The sequence below is a fragment of the Bradyrhizobium sp. Arg237L genome, from assembly GCF_029990105.1.
In the GTDB taxonomy this organism is placed as follows: domain Bacteria; phylum Pseudomonadota; class Alphaproteobacteria; order Rhizobiales; family Xanthobacteraceae; genus Bradyrhizobium.
This window is the reverse complement of sequence record NZ_JAQMIL010000009.1, coordinates 62,941-79,875: the sequence shown is the minus strand read 5'-3', so window position 1 is coordinate 79,875 and position 16,935 is coordinate 62,941. Positions and strand designations below refer to the sequence as shown.

The following is a 16,935-nucleotide window of genomic DNA, read 5'->3' as shown; positions in this document are numbered from 1 at the left end:
GCAGTCTTTTCAAAACGCACGGTTCTTTCGTGCGGCCCGGATCGATTGTCGCCTCCATCCCCTAGAATGACGCACGCGATTATGTGATGACGACCGTCATTTTATATATCGTCAGCGCGAATTAGCATTGCGGAATATGTCTTCGCTTCCTAGCTCGTCGCGATGCGATACGGTTTCGTTGACGCGTCCGCTGTCCGCGGCCGCTGAATTTGGGGTATGCTTATGGCAACGATACTCACCATCAATGGCGAACAGAAATCCTTCGATGCGCCGCCCGAAATGCCGCTGCTCTGGGTGCTGCGTGACATCTTAGGGATGACCGGCACCAAGTTCGGCTGCGGCATCGCGCAATGCGGCGCCTGCACGGTGCATATCGACGGCAAGGCGGTGCGCTCCTGCGTGTTGCCGGTGAGCGCGGTGCGCGACCGCGCGGTGACCACGATCGAGGCGGTCGGCAATTCGCCTGCCGGCGCGAAGGTGCAGAAGGCCTGGCTCGATCTCGAAGTGATCCAGTGCGGCTATTGCCAGTCGGGCCAGATCATGGCGGCAGCCGCGCTCTTGGCCGCGACGCCGAACCCCGACGATTCCGATATCGATGCGGCGATGGCCGGCAACATCTGCCGCTGCGGCACCTATGTACGGATCCGCGAGGCGATCAAGCAAGCCGCTTCCGGCCGCCAGTCGTAGGAGGCTCATCATGCTGACAGCAGAGAAACTCCACCAGGAAAACAGCACCGGCGGCGTCTCGCGCCGCGCGCTCCTCACCGGTGGGCTCACCACAGGCTTTTTGCTCGCTTTCCATCTGCCGCTGCGCGCGGCGAGCTATGCCATGAACGAGCCGGTGCAGCCGCCTGATGTAACCGCGGGCAAGTTCGCGCCGAATGCGTTCATCCGCATCGACGAGACCGGCAATACCACGCTGATCATGCCGCAGGTCGAGATGGGCCAGGGCACCTACACCTCGATTTCGATGGTCCTCGCCGAGGAGCTCGATGCCGATTGGACCAAGGTCGCACTGCTGCACGCGCCGCCGAACGACAAGCTCTACGGCAACCCCACCTTCGGCCTGCAGGTGACCGGCAACTCCAACTCGATCCGCGCCTGGTGGAAGCCGTTGCGCACCGCTGGCGCCACTGCGCGCGCCATGCTGGTGCAGGCCGCGGCCGCGGAATGGCAGGTCGATCCTGCAAGCTGCACGGCGTCCAAGGGCGAGGTCACCCATGCCGCCAGCGGCCGCAAGCTCGGCTATGGCGCGCTGGCGCTCGCCGCGCAGGGCCAGACGCCGCCAAAGGACGTCCCGCTCAAGGACCCCAAGGATTTCGTCTATATCGGCCAGCCCTTGAAGCGGCTGGATACGCCGGAGAAGGTCAACGGCAAGGCTGTCTATGGCATCGATGCGCTGCTGCCGGACATGAAGTTTGCGACCGTCGCCGCCTGCCCGGTGTTCGGCGGCAAGGTCGCCAAGGTCGACGATACCGCCGCGACGAAAGTCCCCGGTGTGCGCAAGATCGTGGTGCTCGACGATATGGTCGCCGTGATCGGCGATCACATGTGGGCGGCGAAGAAGGGCCTCGAAGCGCTCAAGATCGAATGGGACGAAGGGCCGAACGCCAAGATCGGCTCGAAGGAAATCTGGCAGCATCTGCGCGCCGCCAGCGAGAAGGACGGCGCGGTTGCGAAATCGGTCGGCGACATCGCCAAGGGGCTTGCGACCGGTGACAAGTTCGAAGCCAGCTTCGAGATGCCGTTCCTGGCGCATGCGTCGATGGAGCCGATCAACGCCACCGTCCATGTCAAGCCGGATTCTTGCGAGGTCTGGACCGGCACGCAGATCGTGAGCCGGGTGCAGTCGGAAGCAGCGAAGGCCGCCGGCCTTCCGGTCGAGAAGGTGATAGTCAACAACCACCTGCTCGGCGGCGGCTTCGGCCGCAAGCTGGAGCCGGACATGGTCGTTGCCGCGGTGAGGATCGCCAAGCAGGTCGATTACCCTGTGAAGGTGGTGTGGACCCGCGAGGAGGACATCCAGCACGACGTCTATCGCCCTGTTTATCGCGACACCGTCACCGCGACGTTGGTCGATGGCAAGGTGGCGGCATGGAAATACAAGGTCGCCGGCTCGGCGGTGCTGGCGCGCTGGCTACCGCCGGCATTCCAGAAGGGCATCGACATCGACGCGATCGATGCCGCCGTCGATGCGCCCTATGACATCCCGAATTTTCGTGTCGAATATGTCCGTGTCGAGCCGCCGGCGGTGCCGACCGGCTTCTGGCGTGGCGTCGGCCCGAACAACAACGTGTTCGCGGTCGAATGCGCGATGGATGAGCTGGCGCGCAAGGCCGGCAAAGACCCGGTCGAATTCCGCCGCGCCATGCTGACGAGCAAGCCGCGGGCACTTGCGGTCCTCAACTCCGCCGCGGAGAAAGCTAATTGGGACCAGCCGCTGCCGCCGCGCGTCGGCCGCGGCGTCTGCCTGCAGCCGTCGTTCGAGACCTTCATCGCGACCGTGGTCGAGGCCGAGATCGACGAGATGGGCGAAGTGGGGCTGCGCCGTGTCGTCTCGGTGGTCGATACCGGCATCGCCGTCAATCCTGATACCGTGAAGGCGCAGCTCGAGGGCGGATTGATCTTCGGGCTGACGGCAGCGCTCTATGGCGAGATCACCATCGACAAGGGCCGCGTGCAGCAGTCCAACTTCCATGACTACCGCATGCTGCGCATCGACCAGATGCCGAAGATCGAGGTGCACGTGGTCAAGAGCGGTGAGCCGCCCGGCGGCATCGGCGAGACCGGTGTCAATGCCGGACCGCCCGCGTTGCGCAACGCGATTCTTGCCGCAACTGGCGTAGCGCTGCGGCGGATGCCGATCGACCGTTCGCTGATCGCCGTGGGGAAGAAGGCATGAGGCCGGCAATGCGTATCCTGTTGAGCCTTGCCGTGATCGTCATCGCGGCGGTGGCGGTCGGCGTCTGGATCGTCCGTGGTCCTGGCCCGCTTGATTTCTCCGGTGGCAACAAGGTGGCCGTCGCCGACTACCGCGCCGGCAAGCCGACCGGCGCGCCAGTGGCGCTGGAGAAAGCGAGCCAGGTTGAGCGCGGCGAATATCTGGCCAAGGCGGCGGACTGCATGGTCTGCCACACCAAGCCGGGCGAGAAGGAATATGCCGGCGGGCTGGCCTTCAAGCTGCCGTTCGGCACGCTCTATTCGACCAACATCACCCCCGATAAGGAAACCGGCATCGGCAATTACAGCGACCAGGATTTCCTGAACGCGGTCCAGCGCGGCAAGCGCCATGACGGCGCGATGCTCTATCCAGCGATGCCCTATGCGTCCTACACCTACATGACGGATGCGGACGTGCTAGCGGTGAAGGCCTATCTGTTCAGCCTGCCGCCGGTGCGTGCGCCGGCGCCGGAGAATACGCTGGCGTTCCCGTTCAACCAGCGCTGGGTGATGCTGTTCTGGTCGGCGGTGTTCAACCCGGACACGCGCTTTGCGCCCGACACCTCAAAGAGCCCGGAATGGAATCGGGGCGCCTACCTCGCCGAGGCGCTCGCCCATTGCGGCGAGTGCCACACGCCGCGCAATCTCGGCTTCGCGCTCGACAACCGCAAGAAATTTGCCGGCGCCGTGACGGCGGGCTGGCGCGCCTTCAACATCTCCTCCGACAAGGCCACCGGCCTCGGCAATTGGAGCGATGAGGCGCTCGTCTCCTACCTCTCGACCGGCCATGCGCTCGGCCACGGCGCCGCTTCCGGGCCGATGGGCGAAGCAGTCGACAACAGCCTGAGCCAGCTCGCGCCGGAAGACGTCCGCGCCATCGCCGTCTACCTGCGCAGCGTGCCGCCGCAGCCCTCGCCCGACCTGCCCGCGACCACGGCGCCTGCCGCGCCCGCCTCGCACAAGGAAGGCGTGACCGCGGATGCCCGCGGCAAAATCGTGTTCGAGGGCGCCTGCGTAAGCTGCCACGGCTGGACCGGCGAGAGCCTGGTGTCGCCGACGGCGACGCTGACCGGTTCGTGGGCGGTCAACGATCCGGCGGCCACCAACGTCGCGCAGATCGTGCTGTCAGGCACCAAGCGCACCACGCCCGACGGCGCGCTCTCGATGCCGGCGTTCGGCAACGCCTATTCGGATGACGAGATCGCGGCGGTTGCCAACTATGTCACTGCCCGTTTCGGCGCCAAGGGCTCGAAGCTCACCGCGAAGGATGTCGCGGAGCTGCGCCAGCAGACGGCGCAATAAGCCTTGTGCCGTAGCCCGGGTGAAGCGCCAGCGTAACCCGGGACCGCCGGTAGATGTTGATAGAGATGCCCCGGGTTGCGCTTCGCTCCACCCGGGCTACGGGAATCCGCGAACAGAGGCCGCGTGATCAGCTCCTATCGTCTCGGTCAGTTCGACGGCGAAAAGGGACAGCATGAGGCCCACCATCGGCACTGCGGGAATCAGATATCGCGAGACGTCGAGAGTGTGAGCGGCGGCGGCGGTCGCGATCGAAGCCGCCCCCATCACGACCACGATGCCTGCGCGCGTCACGAAAGCTGGGCACCGACGCCGCACGGCGGCTACCGTCCAGAATATGACGGCGATAACGAAGGCAGCGGACAATGCCTTGAACAGATAGGTGGCGATGCCCGGGAAATCGGACAACAGGCTGATCCGAACTGATCCGCCTTGCAGATCGATTTGCTCGGGCGCCCGGCCGTGCCGCGCCATGATCTCGGACACGTGCGGCACGTCGTCGCTGGACACCGGTATGACAGGCTCGAGTGCATAAGGCGGCCATGCCGACGCGAGGCCATAGGCCATCTGACGGACGAACTTGCCTGCGTAGGCCAGCGGCCGGTCGCGCAGGGCGGCCAGGAAGATGCGCCAATAGGCTGCCGCCGCACTGACCGCATTTCCGGTGTTATCGGCGAGATCCCGATCCGGTTCGGTGTCGAAGAGGCACGCGTCGCCGAAGAACCCGAGCACGGGCCAGCGGCCCGGCTCCGCGGCGAAGTCGGCGGCAAGCCGCTCCATCGTGGCATCGGCGCGGTCGCCCGCCGCCGATACGATCTCGCGTCGCGCGGCGTCGCTTGCAAGCACGATGTTCAGGTGATTGCAGAACAGTGTCTTGGGGACGAACACGGCCGAGGCCTGGTCGGAGTTGGAAGCTCCGAACCGGGAGCCGGCGAGGAGGAGCGCCAGCGCTGCGGCGACGGAGACGGCCATCACCGCAAGGCGCGCGGGCGTGGCCGGCCGCGCGAGAGGCACGCCTACCAGGATGGCAGCGATCGGAACGAGGAGTCCCTGCGATCTCAGGCACGCCGCGACCGCCGCGCACAGGATGGAAGCAACGACCGCGCAGCATCGCGCCGCTCCATCGACGCAGGCGGCAACGAGCAATCCGGCCGTTGCCAGATTGAGGAAGACCGCGAAGAGAAGGTCCGCGGTGAGAACGTTCGTGAACAGCAGCAGGCCCGGATAGATCGCGACCAGGATGATCGGCACCAGCCCGACGGCGCTGCGCGTCGCCGTCTGCGCGGTTATCGCAAGCGCCAGCATCAGAGCGGCCCAGGCCGCCTGCTGCAGACGCACCACTGTTCCGAGGTCGCCTCCGAACGCGAACGTCATGGCCAGGAATGTCGGGTAGCCCGGATCGCGCCCACCCGCCACGGTCGGCTGTCCTGCCTCGAGCGTGCGCAGCGCGGATTCCACGAAGGGCGGCGTGTCGCCCCAGATGACCGGGACCGCCGGTCTGAACGACACGAGAATTGCCAAGAACAGCGCGGAGAGCAGCGCGGCCCACGCCAGCACGGCCCATGGCCGCCACGGGGACCCGACGCCGCCGAGGGAGATGGCTCCGCCCCTTGTATGCGCTGGAGCTTCACGGTCGGACCGCACGATCACCGTCCACGGGATGAGATCCCGCCCCGGGCTTCATGCTAGACCAGGAAGCGCTACAAGACCATCGAGCGGTGGCAGGTCGTGAAAGCAGCGCAGCCCGGCAATCAGTCGGCTGGGCGCTTCGCCAGAACGAGGCCGATGCCGAGAGCGATCATCGCAGCTCCCGACGCCTCTCGCAGGCGGCGGATCAACGCGGGACGTGTTGCTGCGCCTTCGCGGATGCGGCTCGCCGCAAAGGCGACCACGATATCGGCGAGGGTGTTGAGCGCAACCGACACGAAGCCAAGCACGACGAACTGCACAGCGACGTGGCCTTCGGCCGGGTCCACGAACTGCGGAACGAAGGCAAGGAAGAAGGCTGCTGTCTTCGGGTTCAGCGCCTCGACCAGCACGCCTTCACGAAACGCCCGCCGCGGTCCGATCGGCGGTGCGACGGTTCCACCGTTCAAACCCGCCGACGTGTCCCGGCGGGCGGACAGGAAAGTGCGAAGGCCTATCCAGATCAGATAGGCGGCACCGATCAGCTTCAGCGCGGTGAACAGTTCCGCGCTCGCCAGCACGATGGCAGAAACGCCCAAGCTGCCCGCGACGACGTGGACCATGCCACCCAACCCGGTGCCAACGCTGGAGGCCACGCCTTCCGCACGGCCGCCGGCGAGCGTGCGTGCAGCGACGTAGAAGATGCCCGGACCGGGCGTGACGGCGAGCACTAATGCCGCGGCGAAGTAGAGGGCGAGTTGAGCAAGGTCTGGCATGACGATCGGCTTTACAGCATCACGGGCCCAGCGCCCAGAGCGCAGATCCTGATCAAACGTCCCACGGATCTTGTGCAGCAGATCATGCGCTTTGTGCCTGCTCGCTCCGGACATATGTCCTCGCCGCGTTAACCATGCAGGAGCGCGGCTGAACAATGGTTCGACGCTTAATGCGCGCTTAACGCTTTTGCGGGACACATAGAGGATCAGCGCAAAATCAAGTCGCAAGAAGTGCGAGTGGAAGTCTGCCCTACCCCGAGGAGGGGGATTGCATGGGACTGCTTCTCATTGGCTTGGTGGCAGGAATGCTGATCGGCTATGGCATGCCTGTGTCCACCCAGGCGAACTTGCAGATGTGCGGGTCGAAAATCTGTTTCGATGGGAGCGCGCCTCCTGCAACGGAGCCGAAGGCGAGCGCGCCCACGCCCAATGCTGTGGCGAAGACAACGAAGGCTGCAACGGCGACGAAGCCCGACAAGCGATCACCACCCCGCCGGGACACACGGGTCGCGCGTGGCAAGAACCCGCCGCCGAAGGCGATGGCGGACCGCGCCCCCGCTGCTGAGACGTCCGAGGCCGTCCTGGGCAAGGCGAAGATGTCGGTCGCCGCAAAAATGGAAAATCCGGAGTCGGCCGAGTTCACCGACGCGAAGCGGGCAATCAGGAAGAATACGCTGGGGCGGCGGGTGGACACGATCTGCGGTCATGTCAGGGGAAAAAAGGCGTCGGGCGAGGACACCGGGGAGAAGCCATTTCTGTATCTCGTGAAGGAGGATGACGTCTACGTCGTCGACGGCAAAGCGGACTCAGCCGCGGCGATCGCATATCGGAATATTTGTAACTGAGGCGTGACACCGGGAAAGCGGATACCGGTGACCTACATGCGCGCTCGATCGGCGAAAGGCTTATGCCATGGGCCGGTTGCGCGACGCTAGATCATGACCCGATTAGACGGAATCGGATCATGATCTCATCTCTTGTTTGAGCATGATCTTCCTGCGCAAACGCTTCGCGTTTGTCGCGGGGGAAAACCGGTTTCCACTTTTCCGGATCATGCTCTAGTCATTGGCATGGAAATGATTGGGGTAGGGCAGCAATTCCTTCAATTGGGGATATTATGGACGACCTTGTCTCTGCTGCAGAGCGGCTCAACGGATCGCTGCCGTTGCCGGTCCTGCTCATCATCGATCCGCTCACGCTGGCGCGGACCTGCATTCTGCACATTCTCAGGCAGGAGCTGATCGGATTCGAAATCGTCGAAATGGCCACGACCGACACTCTCGGCTGCGCGACGGGACGAGACGTTCGGCTGGCGACGCTCAGCATCGGGGACAAGTCGGTGGCTGATCCCTCCGTCGCCGGCGATCTCGCGCTTCTCGCCGATTGCTGCCCCAACGCCTCGATCGGCATCTTCTGTAACCGGGACGACGAAGCCACCGCGCTCGCGGCCCTGCATCGGGGCATCAGAGGCTTCTTTCCAACCTCGATCCCGGTCGAGCTCGCTGTCGCCGGCTTGCGTCTTGTTCTCGCCGGCGGGGTCTACAGGCCGCTTTCAATTGAAGGGCAGGACGGGTCCTCTAGCTGCGAGCCGATCTACCCTGGCCCGTTGGCGCCGATATATCTGGCGAACAAGGAGCAGATCGAATTCACCCCTCGCGAGCAACACGTGCTGGCGGAATTGGAACTCGGCCTGCCCAACAAGCTGATCGCCGCCAAACTGAAGCTTTCGGAAAACACGGTGAAGATGCACATTCACCACATCATGCGGAAATGTGCCGCTCGCAATCGCACCGAGGCAGTGCTGCGCTGGCGCGCAAGATCGACCGGTCACCGTGGACCGGAGCCCGGTGCATTCTCGTCATCCTGATTTGGCTGTCCCGCAGCTCAATCTTCGCTGAAGGCGGTGTGGAAGCTGTCGAGCAGGGGCCTCAAAGCGTAGATCGCCACGGTGCCGCGCCCGGTTGTTATGAACACCTGGGCCGGCATTCCCGGAATGATCTTCAAGCCATTCTCGACGATCTTGGAATCCTGGACGCGGATTTTCGTCGCGTAGTAGGGCTGGTCGGTGCGCTTGTCGAGCAGGCGGTCGGCCGATACATGCATCACCGTTCCCTTGAGACGCGGGACGCGACGCTGATTGTAGGGCAAGAGATGCACGTCGGCGTTCAGCCCCGGATGAACCACGTCGATATCCTCCGGCTTGAGGCGTGCGATCACGACCAGCCTGTCCTGCCGGGGCACCAGATCCATCAGCGGAGCGCCGGCCCCGACAACACCGCCCGGCGTATGAACCCGCAGGTCGGTTATCACCCCGTCCTCGGGTGCCTTGACCTCCGTTCGGGCCAATTGGTCCTGCGCCGCCAGCAATTTTTCGCGCAGTTGAAATCCCTGGTTCTGCGCCTCGCGCAATGACTGTGCGATCTCGTTCTGCCGGTCGCTTTCCAGCTTCAGGAGCGTCGCCTGCGATTCGCTGATCACCTGTTTGGCGCGCGAAATATGCGCAATGATCTCGCCCCGCCGTCCCTCGATATCGGCCAGCTCCCGCTCAAGGTTCAACAGGCGCGGACGGCGCTCGAGTCCCTTGTTGACCAGGATAGTCACCATGTCGAGCTCTTCGCGCACGATCGCGGCGCGCTGCGCCACCGCGTCCTCCTGCGCCTTGAGCCCCTCGATCTCCTTTGCGACCTGAAGCCGTTTTTCCCTGAGGATGGTCGCCTGGGACTGGAACACCTGCCGGCGTGTTTCAAAGATGTTTTGCTGTGCGGTCAGGACGGAATCGACCGAACCGCTCGTGCTTCGGATCCTGTCGAGCCAGACCGGAAACGAGATCAGCTCCTGCCCCTGCTGCTCGGCCAGAAGCCTTGCCTCACGCGCGGCCGCATCCCACAACTGCCCCTGCAGGCTTTGCACCTCGGCGCGAGCCCTGGTGTCCTCGAGCGCGATCAGCGTCTGTCCCGCACTCACGGCATCGCCGTCGGCAACCAAAATTTTCCTGATGATGCCGCCCTCGAGGTGCTGGATCGTCTTCCGGCTCGATTCCGATTCGACCACGCCGGACGCGATCGCCGCGCTTTCAAGCGGAGCAAAGGCCGACCAGATTCCCAGACCCAGCACAAAGCCGACGACCAATAGATTGCCTGCCAGGGTGACGCGGCCGAGCCTGTAGCGCGGCGAGGCCTGCGTCGGCTCCGCGCACCACGGAAACTGCCGCCGCTCGAATTCGTCAATCGCTGTGATCACCACCCCGGTCTCGCGCTTCGGCAGGATGGCGGGTGGTAACCGCACGAGGGCTCGTAGATTTGCGATCACGGGACAGCCGTCTCCTGCGAAGCTACTTGAGAAGCCACTTGCGGCCGGCTCAAATGCCGCTCGAAGATGTCGTCGCTCTCACCGAACGCCGTGACGGCGCCGTCCTGCATGATAGCGATCTTGTCCGTCGCCGCGAGGATGCCCATCCGGTGCGTGACGATGACCACCGTGACGCTGGCGATCTTCAGTTGTTCGATGGCATCCAACAGCACGCGCTCGCCGGTGTAGTCCAGGCTGGCATTCGGCTCATCCAGCACGACCAGCCGTGGCTCTCCGAAAAATGCCCGCGCGAGCCCCAGGCGCTGGCGAAATCCGCGCGAGAATACGCTCCCACCATTGGTGACAACCGTGTCGTATCCCAGCGGCAGCCGCAGGATGCTCTCATGGATCCCGGCGAGCTTGGCGGCATGCATGACCTTTGGCAGATCGGCGTCGTCCAGCCGCGCGATGATATCCTTGATCGTTTCTCCGACGAGATCGATATCCTGAGGCAGATAGCCGAGGTAACGGCCCTGCCGCCCTCCGCGCAGGACCGAGATGTCGGTCTCACCGAGGAGGACGCGCCCCTGCCCCGGCAACAGGATTCCGGCAATGATGCCTGCGAGCGTGGACTTGCCGGAGCCGGACGGACCGATGATGCCGAGGCACTCTCCGCGCGCGAGACGGAACGAGACGGTCTTGATGGGAAACCACGCGCCTTCCGAAACCTTCGCGCCGATATTGTCGATGATAAGATCGCCCCTCGGCTGTTCCGGCGGACAGTCCGTGTTTTCTGTCGTAGGTGGAACGGCGGCAAGGACATTGGTCAGCCGCTGATAGGCATCCAGCGCTCTCTTCAGCGCCTTCCAGCTTGCAACGGCGCCTTCGACCGGCGCCAGCGCGCGGCTGAACATCAGCATCGCGACAAAGATGATCGCCGCGCTCTTGCCGTGGTCGAGGACGAGCCACGCGGCGGCGCCCATGATGAGGACCTGCGCCAGCGAACGCGTCGGCTTGGCGATCAGCATGATGATCTCGTTCCGCCGCTGTGCCAGGTCGTACTCGCTTTGCGCATGGCGCGCATCCAGGTAGACGCGGCGTGCCACGTCGTCGAGCATTCCCATGCTGCGGATCAGGTGAACGCTGCCGACCACCGTCGCAAGGCGGCCGTAGCTTCTGGACAGGGCAATCGCGGATTTCGCCAGCGCGTTTTCGGTGAGGAGATCGCCGACAACCGTGAGGCCGAACAGAAACAACACGCTGCAGGCGCCAATGCCTCCAAGCAGGGGATGCACGAAAAACAGCACGGCGAGGAACGGCGGGATCCAGAGCGCATCGAGCAGCGTCAGGGACGCGCCGGATTCAACGAACTGACGCACGGCCGTGAGATCGCGATAGGCATCCGAAGCGCGCGCTGAATCGTTGCGGAAAGCATGGTCGAGGCAGGCGGAGAGCACGGTGGGACGAAGCCGCTCTTCCAGCCAGGCACCCAAGCGCCCCAATACGGAGCGACGTAGCGCGTCAAGCACCCCGCCCACCACGACCGTGAGCGCAACGATCAAAGTGAGCAACAGGAGCGTTTCATTGCTCCGGCTCGGGAGCACGCGGTCGTAGATCTGGAGCAGATAGATCGAGGGAGCGAACAGCAGCAGATTGTAACTGCAGCTATAGGCGAACACGATCCCGAGCGAGCCTGCGCAGGTCCGCAGCGCCGCCTGCAACGGCGTCCAGGGCGTCTGCAGCAGACTTAACCGAAGCAGCGGCACCAGCATGATCGTCACCGCCAGAGCTTCAAGGCTTGACCTTTTGCGCGGATCGTTTTGCGGGAGATCTGAGGCCGGCGGCACGGACCGCCGGCCTCAGCCGCCTCAATGAGGCCGCTGATCAGAACGTACTAACCAATATGGACGTCAACGTCGCCGCCCATGCCGAGGTTGTCACTCCCGCCATCGCCGCCGATGCCCGCGGCGACTTCCTGATGCATGTCCGCCTTCAGGTAGTTCGACTGATGCGCCGTCGTGTTGGCATACACCTTGGAGGTGTCGTACCCGCTGGACGAGCTCTGATCGCCGTTCGACTTAGCGTCTCCGCCATAAGCCTTCGAGTACTTCGACGCCTTCGCGTCGCCGGCGTCGGCATCCCAGGATGCCTTTTGACTGACGTAATCGCCGGTCTTGACGTGCACGTCAGAGCCTTCAGCCTTGTTCGATGGATCGAACTTGATCGATGGTGAATTGCTGATGCTTCCCTTGAAATAGCCGTCGCCGCCGTTTCCGACGCTCTGACCGCCCGTGTCGATCGACTTGAAATCGATCGAATCGGACACCTTGAAAAATCCCTTGCCTTTCGACATTTGAGCCTCCGTGGTGAGTTTACCTCGCGCGACATTCCTCCCTGTCCTGGAAGCGGATGCGCGATGCGAGTTTGTCTCCCGTCGACGTGCGCGCGATAGATGCCAAATGGGATGTCATTCGGTTCAGCAGACTACGCCCGAAAGGATTACATGCCCTGTCGAAATTCGGCGCCCTATCCGATTAAATGGAGATCGGACAACAGATGCATCGCGACATCGCCGCCCAGCGCAAGATTGTCGTGACCGCCGTTCCCGCCGATTCCAGCGATCTGAACCGTGCTCTGATCGATATGGACATTGTTGATCTGGTCCGCCTCGGCTGTCGAATGCGGCCCGGCGATGGCGATGTTGATCGGAGCATAGATCGCGACGCTGACGTCGATGAGACTGCCGGAGAAGTGGCCGCTGCCTCCATTGCCCGCGCTGTTGTGTCCGGTTGCGATCGCATCGGAACCACCGCCGAGGAGTGCAGAGATGATCCCGGCGCTGCCGCCCGCCGCGACATTGCCACTGCCGCCGTCGCCCCCGACACCGGCCATCTGGAACGAGGACTGATCCAGATGCACGTCGTTGAGCTGGTACACCTGGCTGGTGGAATTATATCCCGCGACCGAGATGTTGACGGGATCATAGACGGCGACGGACTTGTGGACGAGGTCACCATGAAATTGCCCGTCGCCGCCGTTGCCGGCCTGATTGCCGCCGGTGTCGATCTGGTTCGCGCCGCTTCCACCGCCGCTGGATTGACCGTGAACGGATACGTCGCCGCCGCTTGCGGCATTGCCGTTTCCGCCCTGCCCGCCGACCCCCGCGATCTGCACGGCGGACTGATCGATCTCGACCGTGTTCGACTGGCTGGCGTGCGCGCTGCCACCGGGAGCCGCAAACGCGAAGTTGACGGGATGGTAGATGACAACGGGCGCGTCCAGCAGCGTTCCAAGGAAATGACCGTCGCCGCCGTTACCGGCGTGATTGTCGCCTGTCGTGATCCCGCCGGAGCCGGAGGAAGAGAGGTCGACGTTTCCGCCGGCGGCAATGTTGTCGTCGCCGCCATGTCCACCGATGCCGGCCATCTGCAGGGCGGACTGGTTGATATTCACATCGTTGGTCTGCTCAGCGATGGCGATTGAACCATATCCCACGGATACCGCGATGTTGATCGGCTGATAGATCACCAGGGAGGCATGAATGATGCCGCCATAAAAAAATCCGTCTCCGCCGTTGCCGGCCTCGTTCGCCCCCGTATCGATTGTCCCGATGTCGCTTTTGCCGGAATTGGATTGGTGTGCGGGAATGCCGCCGCCCGCCGCGTTGTCGCCGCCGCCATTGCCGCCGAGCTGATCGGCCTGCGCCTTGTTGGGCTGGTGGACATCCGCGTTGCCATGAAGGCTGCCGCCTCCATCTCCAGTCGAATCGAGAGACGTGACGGACGCATGAGAGGGCGAGCCGAACGAGGAGCCGCCGGCGTCGTCATGGCCATCGGTCGCGAGATGATGCAAACGAGCCGGCGAGAACTTGGTACCATAGCTGCTGCCATCTCCATCATCCCAGGGATAATGGAGCGGCTGATCATGCAGCCGGATGCTGTCCGACATCCAATCGAACTTCATAGTCGCCTCCCTGGCCGGGATCGCTCCGCGCAATGCGACGGACCCCTCCCGACCGTGAGGCAATGTCACGCCGTATGCGTGAAAAGCCGAGCCATCAATTCGGATGCAACATTTCGGGTGAGATCGTACAAACGAAATCAGGTCGAAGAGGCGGTATCGCGCACGTCAGCGCGACCCGTTCGCAGTCGACGCGCGTTCCTGAACTAGCTCACCCAAAACCCCGGCACGGCCGGCTCGAGCCGACCACCGGCGCGCACCGGCGCAACGCGGAGCGCGAGGCCGGTGGCGTCGTCGGTCTCGACCGCAACCCCGCTCAGCGTCGCTTCGCCGGCGGCCGGCTCGAAGCGGCCGGAGGGGATGCCGGTCTGGAAACGCTGCAGCGGCTCTTCCTTCTGCATGCCGATGATGGAATCGTAATCGCCGGTCATGCCGGCGTCGGTCATATAGGCGGTGCCGCCGGGAAGCACCTGGTGATCGGCGGTGGGCACATGGGTGTGGGTACCGACCACGAGGCTGACGCGGCCATCGCAGAAGAAGCCCATGCCCTGCTTCTCGGAGGTGGCCTCGCCGTGGAAATCCACCACGATCGCATCCGCCGCCTGCCGCAGCGGACAGGCCTCGAGTTCGCGCTCGACCGCGGCGAAGGGATCGTTGGAGGGCTCCATGAAGATGCGGCCGATCGCGTTGATGACGAGCGCACGCTTGCCGTTCTTTGTGTCGACCAGCGTGGCGCCGCGGCCCGGCGCGTGGCGCGGAAAATTCAACGGGCGAATCAGGCGCGGGGCGCGCTCGATGAACACCAGCGCTTCCTTCTGATTCCACGCATGGTTGCCGAGCGTGATGGCGTCCGCCCCGGCATCCAGCAAGTCCTGGTAGATCGCCTCGGTGATGCCGAAGCCGCCGGCGGCATTCTCGCCATTGACGATGACGAGATCGAGCGACCAGTCACGGATCATGCGGGGAAGATGTTCTGAGATGGCGGTGCGGCCGGTCTTGCCGACCACATCACCGACGAAGAGAATACGCAAATCAGGCTACTCCCGGAAATCGAACGTCTTGCGCTCCGTTAGCACATAATCAAGCGCGACGTCGTGCGACAAAGCCGGAACCGCCTTGATTTCCTGCACTGCGAAGGCAAGCCCGATGCCGATCACGTGCTTGGCCTTGCGCAGATGGGTGAAGGTGAAGTCGAAATAGCCGGCACCATAGCCGATCCGGTGGCCGACCCGGTCGAAGGCGGCGAGCGGCACCAGCATGATGTCGGGGACCAGCTCGGCCGCGGCCGGCGACGGCTCGGGGATGCCGAGCGCGCCAAGCGTCAGCCGGTCGCCTTTGGCCCAGGTGCGGAATAGCAGGGAGTGGCCGCGCGCGGTGACCGCCGGCAGCGCAAGCTGCGCGCCCTGCGCGGCAAGCGCAAGCATCAGCGGCATCGGATCGATCTCGCTGCGGATCGGTGAATAGCCGGAGACGACCGTGCCCGGGGCGATCTCAAACGGCAGGCCGCGCTTGGCGATCTTCGCAGCGGCCGCAGTCCGCTCCTCTTCGCTCAGCGCATCACGTCGGGTGAGCGCAGCGCTGCGGAGCTCAGCCTTCGGAGAGATGGCGCGCATGCGATTACCCCTGTTGCGCTGTCATCATCCGCGCAGGCGGATGATCCAGTATTCCAGAGACGTTGGTACTTTGACGGCGAGGCCGCAGCGTACTGGATACCCCGCCTTCGCGGAGTGATGACATCAATACACAACCTAACCGCCGCGACACGACGGCCGGCATCAACAGTAAAAAACAGAGCGCGAAGCCGCAGAGGCCGTTGAAGCGTTCGATCCCGGAGTTCCCTACGAAAGTAGGTGGGCACCATATGTCCGGGTCCACGGACCCGGCCAGGGACAGTTCCCTAAAGGATCGATAAGGCCCCGGGGATATATAGCTCCTGACGCGCAACGCAGCTTCGCAGGGGTAATGTAGCGACGACTGCGGCGTTCCGCCAGCGGGAATGGATTTCGGGTGGACTTTACCCTCACCTGAAAGGGGAGGGTCGGTTCGCATGTAGCGAAGCGAAATGCGAAACGGGGAGGGGTCAACTCTCTCCACTCGGCACCGTCTTAACGGAGAGACTGTGACCCCTCCCCGCCGCTCATTTCATTCGCGTCGACCCTCCCCTTTCAGAGGGTGAGACAGCGAGCTAACCGATCGCGATACCGCCGCCGATGGTGCGGTTGAGCACCTGCGTGGTTTTTTCGATCCGCTCGGCGGCGGCGTTGAGTGCGTTCGAGATCGCGACTTGCGTGGCGCGGGCGCGATCGACCGCGGCGGCTCCGGAGTTGCGTAAGGATTCGACTTCCTCTTCCAGGCTGCGGATGCGTGCGCCAGCGTCGACCAGTTCGTCGCAGGCGGTGAGCGCCGCCATCACCGTCAAACGGGCGTCGCCAATCTCGCCGAACTTGCCGCGCAGCGATTCGATGCGCGTTTCCAGGTTCTCCGCGAGCTTCAAGAGACGAACCTCCTGCCCCTCTTCGCACGCCATCCGGTATTGCCGGCCGTTGATGGTGACGTTGATGTGACTCATCGCGTGTTCTCCTCGCCATCAAGCACGGCGCGGATGGTGCCGATCGCCGTATCCAGCTTCTCGGCGATCTCGCGATTGGTGCGCTCGAGCTTGCGCGTCTTCACCAATGAGTTATCGAGCTCGTCCGCAAGCCGCGAGCGATCAGCACCGAGCGCCTGGATCCGGCTCGCCAGTTCGTTCTCGTCGCGGTCAGCCTCGCGCCGCCGCTCAACGGCGCTTTCCAGAGCATCGAGCGCCGCCATCAGCCGTCGTGTGGCGGCGTCGACGTCGGCGATAGCGGGCTCAACACTGGCAGCCGCGTTGGTGGAACGATCGCTCATACGAGACAAGGTACATCCTCGATGGCGTGGCCGTCCGCGAATCCTTGCGGTTCGGCAAGCGCTTAGGCGATGAAATTTACGTGGTGAGCGAGGCCGGCGCAACGCCGCCGGTAAACTATGCACCGATAGATGGAGCCTCCCCGGGCCCCGCACCTGT

At 64.0% G+C, this 16,935-nt stretch carries 15 protein-coding genes and 1 other RNA gene; 5 read left to right on the top strand and 11 right to left on the bottom strand.

All coding sequences use genetic code 11. The features are described 5' to 3' along the window. Positions 1-222: 222 nt before the first annotated feature. The 3 genes from OZ411_RS07730 to OZ411_RS07720 are packed head-to-tail and all read left to right on the top strand — an operon-like array spanning position 223 to position 4,242. Positions 223-687 carry a (2Fe-2S)-binding protein gene (locus tag OZ411_RS07730; protein WP_207234478.1) on the top strand — a complete coding sequence of 155 codons (465 nt, stop codon included), beginning with the start codon at positions 223-225 and terminating at the stop codon, positions 685-687. Positions 688-697: 10 nt separating this feature from the next. Next, positions 698-2,902 (top strand): xanthine dehydrogenase family protein molybdopterin-binding subunit, encoded by a 2,205-nt coding sequence (locus OZ411_RS07725; RefSeq protein WP_282527451.1) that lies wholly within the window; start codon positions 698-700, stop codon positions 2,900-2,902. Next, on the top strand, positions 2,899-4,242 hold the full coding sequence (locus OZ411_RS07720; RefSeq protein WP_282527450.1) for a cytochrome c: 1,344 nt from the start codon (positions 2,899-2,901) through the stop codon (positions 4,240-4,242). Before OZ411_RS07725 ends, OZ411_RS07720 begins: the two co-directional genes overlap by 4 nt. A 96-nt stretch (positions 4,243-4,338) precedes the next feature. Here OZ411_RS07720 and OZ411_RS07715 read toward each other — a convergent pair whose 3' ends face one another. Then, on the bottom strand, positions 4,339-5,796 hold the full coding sequence (locus OZ411_RS07715; protein ID WP_282527449.1) for a hypothetical protein: 1,458 nt from the start codon (positions 5,794-5,796) through the stop codon (positions 4,339-4,341). A 194-nt stretch (positions 5,797-5,990) separates the two neighbouring features. Then, on the bottom strand, positions 5,991-6,641 hold the full coding sequence (locus OZ411_RS07710; RefSeq protein ID WP_130579348.1) for a LysE family translocator: 651 nt from the start codon (positions 6,639-6,641) through the stop codon (positions 5,991-5,993). 272 nt (positions 6,642-6,913) lie between these two features. Here OZ411_RS07710 and OZ411_RS07705 point away from each other — a divergent pair, with 272 nt between their 5' ends. Together OZ411_RS07705 and OZ411_RS07700 are read left to right on the top strand one after the other, a co-directional pair. Then, complete coding sequence (locus tag OZ411_RS07705; RefSeq protein ID WP_245476174.1) at positions 6,914-7,486, top strand: hypothetical protein; 573 nt, start codon at positions 6,914-6,916, stop codon at positions 7,484-7,486. Between the two features lie 272 nt (positions 7,487-7,758). Then, positions 7,759-8,508 carry a response regulator transcription factor gene (locus tag OZ411_RS07700; protein ID WP_130579350.1) on the top strand — a complete coding sequence of 250 codons (750 nt, stop codon included), beginning with the start codon at positions 7,759-7,761 and terminating at the stop codon, positions 8,506-8,508. Between the two features lie 17 nt (positions 8,509-8,525). On the opposite strand, the gene OZ411_RS07695 is transcribed toward OZ411_RS07700, so the two are convergent. The 9 genes from OZ411_RS07695 to OZ411_RS07655 all read right to left on the bottom strand — a co-directional run bounded on the left by OZ411_RS07695 (position 8,526) and on the right by OZ411_RS07655 (position 16,778). After that, on the bottom strand, positions 8,526-9,926 hold the full coding sequence (locus OZ411_RS07695; protein ID WP_245476176.1) for an HlyD family type I secretion periplasmic adaptor subunit: 1,401 nt from the start codon (positions 9,924-9,926) through the stop codon (positions 8,526-8,528). A gap of 20 nt (positions 9,927-9,946) precedes the next feature. Beyond that, positions 9,947-11,701 carry an ATP-binding cassette domain-containing protein gene (locus tag OZ411_RS07690; protein WP_282527514.1) on the bottom strand — a complete coding sequence of 585 codons (1,755 nt, stop codon included), beginning with the start codon at positions 11,699-11,701 and terminating at the stop codon, positions 9,947-9,949. A 122-nt stretch (positions 11,702-11,823) separates the two neighbouring features. Further along, positions 11,824-12,282: a hypothetical protein gene (locus OZ411_RS07685; RefSeq protein WP_130579356.1), complete on the bottom strand. Its 459-nt coding sequence runs from the start codon at positions 12,280-12,282 to the stop codon at positions 11,824-11,826. A 173-nt stretch (positions 12,283-12,455) separates the two neighbouring features. Further along, on the bottom strand, positions 12,456-13,892 hold the full coding sequence (locus OZ411_RS07680) for a hypothetical protein (protein ID WP_282527448.1): 1,437 nt from the start codon (positions 13,890-13,892) through the stop codon (positions 12,456-12,458). A gap of 203 nt (positions 13,893-14,095) precedes the next feature. Beyond that, positions 14,096-14,920, bottom strand: a complete 825-nt coding sequence (locus tag OZ411_RS07675; protein WP_282527447.1) for a TIGR00282 family metallophosphoesterase — start codon at positions 14,918-14,920, stop codon at positions 14,096-14,098. Positions 14,921-14,926: 6 nt separating this feature from the next. Beyond that, positions 14,927-15,502: a 5-formyltetrahydrofolate cyclo-ligase gene (locus OZ411_RS07670; protein WP_282527446.1), complete on the bottom strand. Its 576-nt coding sequence runs from the start codon at positions 15,500-15,502 to the stop codon at positions 14,927-14,929. 181 nt (positions 15,503-15,683) lie between these two features. After that, a non-coding RNA gene (ssrS, locus tag OZ411_RS07665) (6S RNA) lies at positions 15,684-15,844 on the bottom strand. Between the two features lie 230 nt (positions 15,845-16,074). Next, positions 16,075-16,458 (bottom strand): cell division protein ZapA, encoded by a 384-nt coding sequence (locus OZ411_RS07660; protein ID WP_130579002.1) that lies wholly within the window; start codon positions 16,456-16,458, stop codon positions 16,075-16,077. Further along, positions 16,455-16,778 (bottom strand): DUF4164 domain-containing protein, encoded by a 324-nt coding sequence (locus OZ411_RS07655; RefSeq protein ID WP_282527445.1) that lies wholly within the window; start codon positions 16,776-16,778, stop codon positions 16,455-16,457. The genes OZ411_RS07660 and OZ411_RS07655 overlap by 4 nt, the downstream gene beginning before the upstream one ends. Between the last annotated feature and the right edge of the window lie 157 nt (positions 16,779-16,935).